We start from the raw sequence: 8,004 nt of genomic DNA on the forward strand, positions 1-8,004 counted from the left end.
GGGGAGATGGGGGGCAGGTAAGATATGCGCCGGGTAACGCGCACGAGAGACGGGGCAGAGAGGGGGTTCTGGGGGGGGGGGGGGGTGTTTTGGGCCTGGGGGGCACCAGAAAAAGGAGCGGGGTGTTTGGCTGGGGGGCTCCCGAGAGGGGGGGCTCTGGGCCTGGTTCCCCCCCCCCCGCGGAGTCGTCAGAGCCGGGACAGCTCGTCCACCAGGTCGTCCAGGCCCAGGGACCCCTGGGACAGGGCGGCCATGTGCCAGGCCTTGGCGTCGAAGGCGTCACCGTGGCGCTTCCTCGCGTTCTCCCGGCCCAGCAGCCAGGCGCGCTCGCCGAGCTTGTAGCCGATGGCCTGGCCGGGCATCGTGAGATAGCGGGTCAGTTCGCTCTCCACGAAGTCGGCCGGGCGGCTGCTGTGCGAGCCGAAGAACTCCTGCGCGAGCTCCGGGGTCCAGCGCTCGCCCGGGTGGAAGGGCGCGTCGGCCGGGATCTCCAGCTCCAGGTGCATGCCGATGTCGACGATGACCCGGGCGGCCCGCATCATCTGCGCGTCGAGGTAGCCGAGCCGCTGCTCCGCGTCGGTGAGGAAGCCGAGCTCGTCCATCAGCCGCTCCGCGTAGAGCGCCCAGCCCTCGCAGTTGGCGCTGACCTGGCCGACGGTGGCCTGGTAGCGGGACAGGTCGTCGACGACGTACGCCCACTGCGCGAGCTGGAGGTGATGGCCGGGCACACCCTCGTGGTACCAGGTCGAGACGAGGTCGTAGACGGGGAAGCGGGTCTGCCCCATGGTGGGCAGCCAGGTACGGCCCGGCCGCGAGAAGTCCTGCGAAGGGGCGGTGTAGTAGGGCGCCGCGGCACTGCCGGGCGGGGCGATGCGCGACTCCACCTTCCGTACCGGCTCGGCGAGTTCGAAGTGCGTGCCGTCCAGGGCCGTGATCGCCTCGTCCATCAGCTCCTGGAGCCACCGCTGGACCTCGTCGACGCCCTCGATGTGCCGGCCGTGCTCGTCGAGATGCGCGAGCGCCACCCAGGGGGTCGCCGCGCCGGGCAGGATCTTCTCGGCCTCGGTCCTCATCTCGCCGAGGAGACGGTGGTACTCGGCCCAGCCGTACGCGTACGCCTCGCCGAGGTCGAGATCCGTACCGTTGAAGTAGCGCGCCAGCCGCGCGTACCGCTCGTGGCCCACCGTGTTCGGCGCGCCCTCGACCGTGGGCGCGTACACCTCGCGCATCCAGTCCCGCAGGGCGACCAGCGCCTGTGTCGCGGTACGCGCCGCCGTGTCCAGTTCCTCGCGCGCCGAGTCGGGGCCCGCCGAGGCGAAGTCCTCGAACCAGCCGCGGCCCTGGCCGTCGGTGTCCGACCACTCGGTGAGCTGCTCGATGAACGTCGCGGTCGGGCGCGGGCCCGCGTACAGCTTGCGGTCGAGTCCGAGTGCGAGGGACTCCCGGTAGCCCGCGAGCGCGGCCGGTACCGCGCGCAGCCGCTCGGCGACCGTGGCCCAGTCCTCGTCGGTCTCCGTCGGCGTCAGGGTGAAGACCTGCCGCACACCGTGCGCCGCCGTGTGCAGATTGCCGACCGACCGCAGGCCCTCGCCCGCTTCGTGGACGGCGAGCGCGGCGGTGAGCCGCTCGCGCAGCAGCCGGGCACAACGGCGCTCGATGTCACGTTCCGCGCCTGGCTGCCGCTCCGCCTCGTCCAGCCGCGCGAGCGTCACCCGCGCCAGCTCGGCCACGGCCTCCTGGCCGGCGGGCGAGGTGTCGGGGAGCCTGCCGTGACTTTCCTTCACACCGAGGTAGGTACCGAGAACCGGGTCGAGGGCGATGAGCTCGTCGACGTACGCGTCGGCGACCTCGCGGGGCAGCGGGTTCTTCGTCTGCGACATGCGCACATCCTCATACGGGGACGGGTGCCGCGTCAGCCCGGGCAGCCGGGCTTTTCACCGGATCAGCCGGATTTGGCCGGAGGCGATACGCCCGGCGCGGCGGGCGGCAGCAACGGTCCGCAGTCCCACTGCTGGAATATCAACCGCGTCTCGACCCGGGCCACTTCACGCTGCGAGGTGAACTCGTCGAGCACCAGTCGCTGCAGATCCGCCATGTCCGCGACCGCGACATGGACGAGGTAGTCGTCGGGACCGGTGAGATGGAAGACGGTCCGGGACTCCGGCAGCACCTGGATCCGGTCCACGAAGGGCCCCACCAGTTCCCGGCGGTGCGGCCGGACCTGCACGGAGAGCAGTGCCTCGAGACCCCGTCCGAGCTTCGCCGGGTCCAGCCGCAGCTGATGGCCGAGAATCACTCCTGCCCGCCGCAGTCGGGTCACCCGGTCGAGGCACGTCGAGGGGGCGACCCCGACCTGCGCGGCGAGATCGCGGTACGTCGTCCGTGCGTCGTTCTGCAACAGCCGCAGCAGATGAAGATCCACCGGATCGAGTACGACAGAATCGGCCATGGCGCGAACGTAACACGGGATGTGGCGCCCGAACCCCGCCCGGTGTTCAGGCTTCCGCCCATGGACTCCGTTGTGTACGACACGCAGGGCGCGCAGGACGCGCAGGACGACCTGAGCGGAAGCGCCCAGCTCTTCGCGGCTCCGGCCAGGGCACTCGCCACCGAGGCGGTGCACGCCGGCCGGGAGGATCTGGCGGCTCTGGGGCTGCACGCGGCCCCGATCGACCTGTCCACCACCTACCCCTCGTACGACAGCCGTGGCGAGGCCGCCCGGATCGACGCCTTCGCGGCCGACGGCGCCGAACCGGAGGGCCCGCCCGTCTACGCCCGCCTCGGCAATCCGACCGTCGCCCGCTTCGAGACCGCCCTCGCGCGCCTCGAAGGCACCGAGAGCGCGGTCGCCTTCGCGAGCGGCATGGCCGCGCTGAGCGCCGTCCTCCTCGTACGGAACGCGATGGGGCTGCGCCATGTCGTCGCCGTACGTCCCCTGTACGGCTGCAGCGACCACCTCCTCACGGCCGGACTGCTCGGCACCGAGGTCACCTGGGTCGACCCGGCCGGCATCGCCGACGCGCTGCGTCCCGACACCGGCCTCGTGATGGTCGAGTCCCCGGCCAACCCGACGCTCGCCGAGCTCGACCTGCGGGCCGTGGCCCACTCCTGCGGTTCCGTCCCTCTCCTCGCCGACAACACCTTCGCCACGCCCGTGCTCCAGCGGCCCGCCGAATCCGGCGCCCGCCTGGTTCTGCACAGCGCCACGAAGTACCTGGGCGGACACGGGGACGTGATGGCCGGGGTCGTCGCGTGCGACGAGGAGTTCGCCCGGAAACTGCGCCAGGTGCGGTTCGCGACGGGGGGTGTCCTGCATCCGCTGGCCGGCTATCTGCTGCTGCGTGGCCTGTCGACCCTGCCGGTCCGGGTCCGGGCCGCGTCCGCGAACGCCGCGGAACTAGCCCGCCGGCTCGCCGCCGATCCGCGCGTCGCCCGCGTCCACTATCCGCGCATCGGGGGCGCCATGATCGCCTTCGAGGTGAACGGCGACCCGCACGACGTCATCGCCGGAGTCCGGCTGATCACCCCCGCGGTCAGCCTCGGCAGCGTCGACAGCCTCATCCAGCACCCGGCCTCCATAAGCCACCGCATAGTCCCCACAGCCGACCGCCACGACGCTGGCGTCAGCGACCGCCTGCTGCGCCTGTCGGTAGGCCTGGAGGACGTGGACGACCTGTGGACGGACCTGGAGGGGGCGTTGGGGTTCACCAGCGGGGGGTGAGGATCTGGGCGCGTCCCCTCGGCGTCCCCCGGCGGCACCCCGGCGTGCCGGGCGGTGTCGGCAGCGCCTGCCGGCACCAGCGTTGGAGCCACGGGTCCGCGGACCCGTCCGCGCGGGCGGACGGGCCTGCGGACGGACGCGGTCGCAAACGGGCGGGCCCTCGGGCCGACGGGGCCGCGGGCAGATGGGGTCGCGGCCCCGAGTCCTCCGGGCCGGCTAGTCCCGGTTGGCCCACGTTCCCTGCTGGGCGTGGCCCTGGACCCGGTCGTACGGCAGACGTGAGCTCACCGGTGTCGCGTCCAGGCGGGCGGTGATGACCAGGGTGCCCTCCTCGATCTGGTAGTCGAGGGGGAGCCCGAGGCTGCGCATGGCGGCCACCATGCCGGTGTTGGACGCCTGCGTGACGGCGTACACGCTCTCGCAGCCGGCCTCGACGGCCATCGTCACGAGGCGGCCGAGCAGTTCGACGCCGATACCGCGCCGCTGCCAGTCGTCCTCGACGAGCAGCGCGACCTCCGTCTCGTCGCCGTCCCAGAGGAGATGGCCGAGCCCGACGATCCTGCCGGATGCCGTCTGGACGGCCAGGGTGCGCCCGAAACTGGGGCTGAGCAGGTGGTTGAGGTAACGGTCCGCGTCCCCGACGGGACCGTGGTACCGCATGCTCAGCGTGCGCGGCGAGCAGCGCTCGTGCATCGCCTTGGAGGCCTCGACGTCGGAGGCGTCGGCGCGCCGCACGGTGATCGCGTTGCCCTCGGGCAGCGTCAGCATGTCCTGCCCGCCCGGAATACGCGGACCGAGCCGCGCGTCCAGCTCGACCAGGGCCCGCGCCCGCGCGAACTCGGTCGGCGTGAACGGCAGATACGGCCGCTCCACCGTGATCACTCCGCCCTCCGGCGCCCGCAGCCGCATCACCGTGTCCTCGAGTGCCCCCTCCACGGGAGCCCCTTCCGCCGCCCGGCCGGAGACGGGGGAGGTGGCGGGCAGCGAGCGGATCGTGCACCGGCCGAGCAACTGCCGCAGCGCGAGCGGCAGTTCGGAGGCGTCGAGGGCCGTGCGGGTGGCCAGACCTAGCACCCGGGTCGGCGCGTCCACCAGATCGTGGGCGTCGGCCCGCTCGATCCAGGTCGCGGTGCCGCCCGCCTGTGCCACGTTGCGGGTGATCTCGGACGTGGCCAGCCCGGCGGGGGCGCGCAGCAGGAACTCGTCTACCGTCCCGTCCGCCAGCGGGTGCGTCTGGAGGCTCAGGATGTCGACCTGGTGCTGCGCCAGCGCCGTGCACAGCGCGGCGAGCGAACCCGGCGCGTCCTTGACCGTCGTACGCATCCGCCACAGCACGGTCTCCACGACGGCCGGAGGCGCGGCGGTTCCCGCCTCTTCCCCGGGAAGCCCGCCCGCTCGCCCGTCCGAGGGCGGCCGGGCGCCGGGATCGCTCGTCGGGGGCGCGTGACCGTGGCGCCGTGCCCACCATGTGTGGAACCCTGCCGTGGCGACCAGGATCACCGCGGAGGTGGTCAGCAGCGCGGGACCGCCGGGACCGTGCCCGATCAGATTGGCCACACCGTCCGCGACCGCCACGGCCGTGAACAGTGCGGCGAGTTCGACGAGGTCCCGCCGCCAGTGGTGGACGGGCCGTCCGTGCTTCGCACGCGTCACATCAGACATGTCTGGAGTCATACAGCCACTGTGAAGGAACGGTGTTGCGTGATCACGAACGGCTTGTGACTGATCGGTTAAGTGTCGTTCTGCCCTTTTTATAGTTCTTTTTACGGGTCTTTTGCCTCGAACGCGGGACCGGACTGCCCACCTGGTCGGGGCCGCCCGGTCCCTGACCGCCTTGCGCCAGGGCGTGGCGGTCCTACGTCAGGCGGCGGCCTCCCGCGTCAGCGCCGTCCGTAGCCGCCGGGCCTGCGTCACCACCTTGGACGAGCCGCGCCGCCCGGTGATTCCGGCGAGATGCGCGAGATCACCGCGCGCCCCGGACCGCTCGGCGCAGTCGGCGGCGACGGCCAGCAGCTCGCCGAGCCCCCGCACCGGTCCGCCGCTCGCCCCGTCCGCGGCGAGGTCGGCCAGCAGGGCCGGCAGCAGGGCCGGCAGCAGGTCGCGCAGCACCGACCAGACGGTGGCGTACGCGCCCGTGGCCGCCGCCGTGCGTATGGACTCGGCCAGCCGGGACGGCTTCAGCGCTCCCCTGCGCACCAACTCCCCGACGTCCGTGCCGAGCCGCCCGGCGTCGAGCTGCCCCCGCGCGGCGAGGACCAGCAGGGCGTCCACCGCAGCGAGCCGGTCCTCGGGGTGCCGGGCCCCGAGCCCGTACGCCACACACAGGTGCAGCGCTTCGCCCGCCGTACCGTCGCCTTCGGCGAGGAGCGGCAGCATCGCGGCGTCCGTGCGACTGTCCTCCACCGCGGCCTTGCTGATGTCGCGCAGCAGGCGTGCCGCCACCAGCTCCCGCTGTCCCGGCAGGACGGCCGTCCAGTGCCGCCGGTCCGTGACGTCCCAGTGCCGGCAGTACCAGCGGTCCTTGAACACCGTGACAGGGTGTCCCAGCGGCCGGAACTCCGGGGGGAACAGGCCCTGTATCTCTTCGAGTTCACCCAGGTCCAGCACGATGCAGACGCCTGAGGTCCGTCGGTGGCTCACCGGGAGCAGCGGTCCTTCGGAGGCGAGCCACTGGGCCAGCCGGTGCCCCTCGGGGCTGCCGAGAGCGTGGGCCCGCGCCGCTGCTGCCGTCGCCGTCGTACGGTCGTCTCGCCGTACCCGCAGCAGTGCCTGCGCGAAGTCGGCGGCTCCGGGCCGGGCGTCCAGCCGCCGGTACTCGGTGAGGCGTGCCACCAGCTCGTCGGGCTCCAGCAGCCCGGTGTCCCAGGTGGGAGTGGCCAGAAGGAACGGCATCGGGTCGGCGCGGACCCGGTAGGCCACCTCCCACAGCCGCGCCTCGAACGCACGGGACAGAGCGCTGTGGTGGCAGTCCCCGTTGTTCGTGCCCTGCTGCACCGCCGCATGGAGCGTGTCCATGCCGACCTGCTCGAACAGGGCCGCGAGGACGACTTCGAGTCCCCCCGGCGACTCACGGAAGTGCCTTCCCGCGTTCGAGTACCGCGGATCGCCGTCCTTCCACCAGCATCGCGCGACCACGGGGCCGAGGGCCTCCACCAGAGCGTCCCGGTCGCGGTGGGCGTGGCGCACCAGGCCGTCCAAAGTGCGTTCGAACGCGGCGACGCCACCACCGGAGGCGAGCAGCGCGCTGACCTCCTCGGCCAGTTCGGCCACAGATTCCGGTGCCGTCGCCAGCCGTGCCCGCTCGGGAACGGGCGGCAGTACCTCTTCCTGGACGGCCGAAGCGGTGCCGACAGCCTCGATGCCGAGGAGCCGCTGCGCCCGCAGCCGCAGCCCCGGGCTCAAGTCGGCGGTGAGCTCGCCGAGTCGGTCCCGCGCGTCACCGGAGTCGGGCAGCGCGGTGGCATGGCGCTCCACCAGCTTCAGCGCACGCTCCTGCACCTCCGTGTCCTCGTGCCCGAAGGCTTCCGCCACCGCGGGCAGCAGCACATCCGCCGTGGACGGATCGCGCTTGAGAACCTTGCCCAGCAGGACGAGCTGGGCTCGTACCAGCTTCTTCTCGGTACGGAAGAGCACGCCCGAGGACATCTCGGCCAGCTGCCGGGACGTCAACTCGCCGTCCAGCGCGAGAGAGGCGAGCACCGACTGCGCGTGCCAGGCGACGGCCGCAATGCCCTGGCAGGCGAGCGCCGTCCAGTCGGCGGAGCGCTCGCGTTCCTCGTCACGCGTCGGGGCGAGGGACGACAACAGGCGCAGGAACACCCGCTGGTCGGCGGGGACGCCGCCGCGCAGCAGCCGGGCCACGCAGGCGTCCACCAGGACCTTGCGGTCGAGGGTGCCCTCCTCGGCCAGTTCGGCGAGAGCGTTGTACCAGCTGCCCGGTCCGTCCCCGAACAGCCAGGCGACCTGCCCCGTGACGTCCGGTGACTCGAAGAGCGCGGTGATCATCCGGGGCAGGTGCGGCTCCTTGCGCAGCCGCTGCACCACGGTGCCTCCGCTGTGCCACGAGGCTCCTATGTGCTGGAACCAGCCCTGCACATAGGCGTCGGTCGTCGGAACCTCGCATCCTGACAGCCCCACCAGACCCGACAGCAGGGCGAACGGGAGCCGGGACGTGGGGGGGGGGGGGGGGGGGAGGGGGGGGGGGGGGGGGGGGAGGGGGGGGGGGGGGGGGGGGAGGGGATGGAGGAGGCGGTCGAGGAGGCAGGGCGGCTGGCTGCCTGAGG

5 protein-coding genes are annotated in these 8,004 nt (G+C 72.6%); 1 reads left to right on the forward strand and 4 read right to left on the reverse strand.

The genetic code is table 11. The features are described from left to right. Positions 1–188: 188 nt before the first annotated feature. Both ACZ6KY_RS41615 and ACZ6KY_RS41620 read right to left on the reverse strand, forming a co-directional pair. Positions 189–1,880: a DUF885 domain-containing protein gene (locus ACZ6KY_RS41615; protein ID WP_469315450.1), complete on the reverse strand. Its 1,692-nt coding sequence runs from the start codon at positions 1,878–1,880 to the stop codon at positions 189–191. 62 nt (positions 1,881–1,942) lie between these two features. Next, positions 1,943–2,449 carry an Lrp/AsnC family transcriptional regulator gene (locus tag ACZ6KY_RS41620; protein WP_469315451.1) on the reverse strand — a complete coding sequence of 169 codons (507 nt, stop codon included), beginning with the start codon at positions 2,447–2,449 and terminating at the stop codon, positions 1,943–1,945. Positions 2,450–2,509: 60 nt separating this feature from the next. Between ACZ6KY_RS41620 and ACZ6KY_RS41625 the strand changes: the two genes are divergently transcribed. Continuing rightward, entirely contained in the window at positions 2,510–3,721 is a 1,212-nt protein-coding gene (locus ACZ6KY_RS41625; protein ID WP_469315452.1) for a trans-sulfuration enzyme family protein, read from the forward strand. Positions 3,722–3,937: 216 nt separating this feature from the next. Here the strand turns inward: ACZ6KY_RS41625 and ACZ6KY_RS41630 are convergent, their stop codons facing one another. After that, entirely contained in the window at positions 3,938–5,383 is a 1,446-nt protein-coding gene (locus ACZ6KY_RS41630) for a GNAT family N-acetyltransferase (RefSeq protein WP_469315453.1), read from the reverse strand. Positions 5,384–5,581: 198 nt separating this feature from the next. After that, complete coding sequence (locus ACZ6KY_RS41635) at positions 5,582–7,858, reverse strand: DUF7824 domain-containing protein (protein ID WP_469315454.1); 2,277 nt, start codon at positions 7,856–7,858, stop codon at positions 5,582–5,584. Between the last annotated feature and the right edge of the window lie 146 nt (positions 7,859–8,004).

It is taken from the genome of Streptomyces sp. NPDC042002 (assembly GCF_055588305.1).

Coding starts and splice junctions, on each gene's coding strand:
- ACZ6KY_RS41615 (WP_469315450.1), bottom strand. CDS start 1,880: ATGTCGCAGACGAAGAACCCGCTGCCCCGCGAGGTCGCCGACGCGTAC.
- ACZ6KY_RS41620 (WP_469315451.1), bottom strand. CDS start 2,449: ATGGCCGATTCTGTCGTACTCGATCCGGTGGATCTTCATCTGCTGCGG.
- ACZ6KY_RS41625 (WP_469315452.1), top strand. CDS start 2,510: ATGGACTCCGTTGTGTACGACACGCAGGGCGCGCAGGACGCGCAGGAC.
- ACZ6KY_RS41630 (WP_469315453.1), bottom strand. CDS start 5,383: ATGTCTGATGTGACGCGTGCGAAGCACGGACGGCCCGTCCACCACTGG.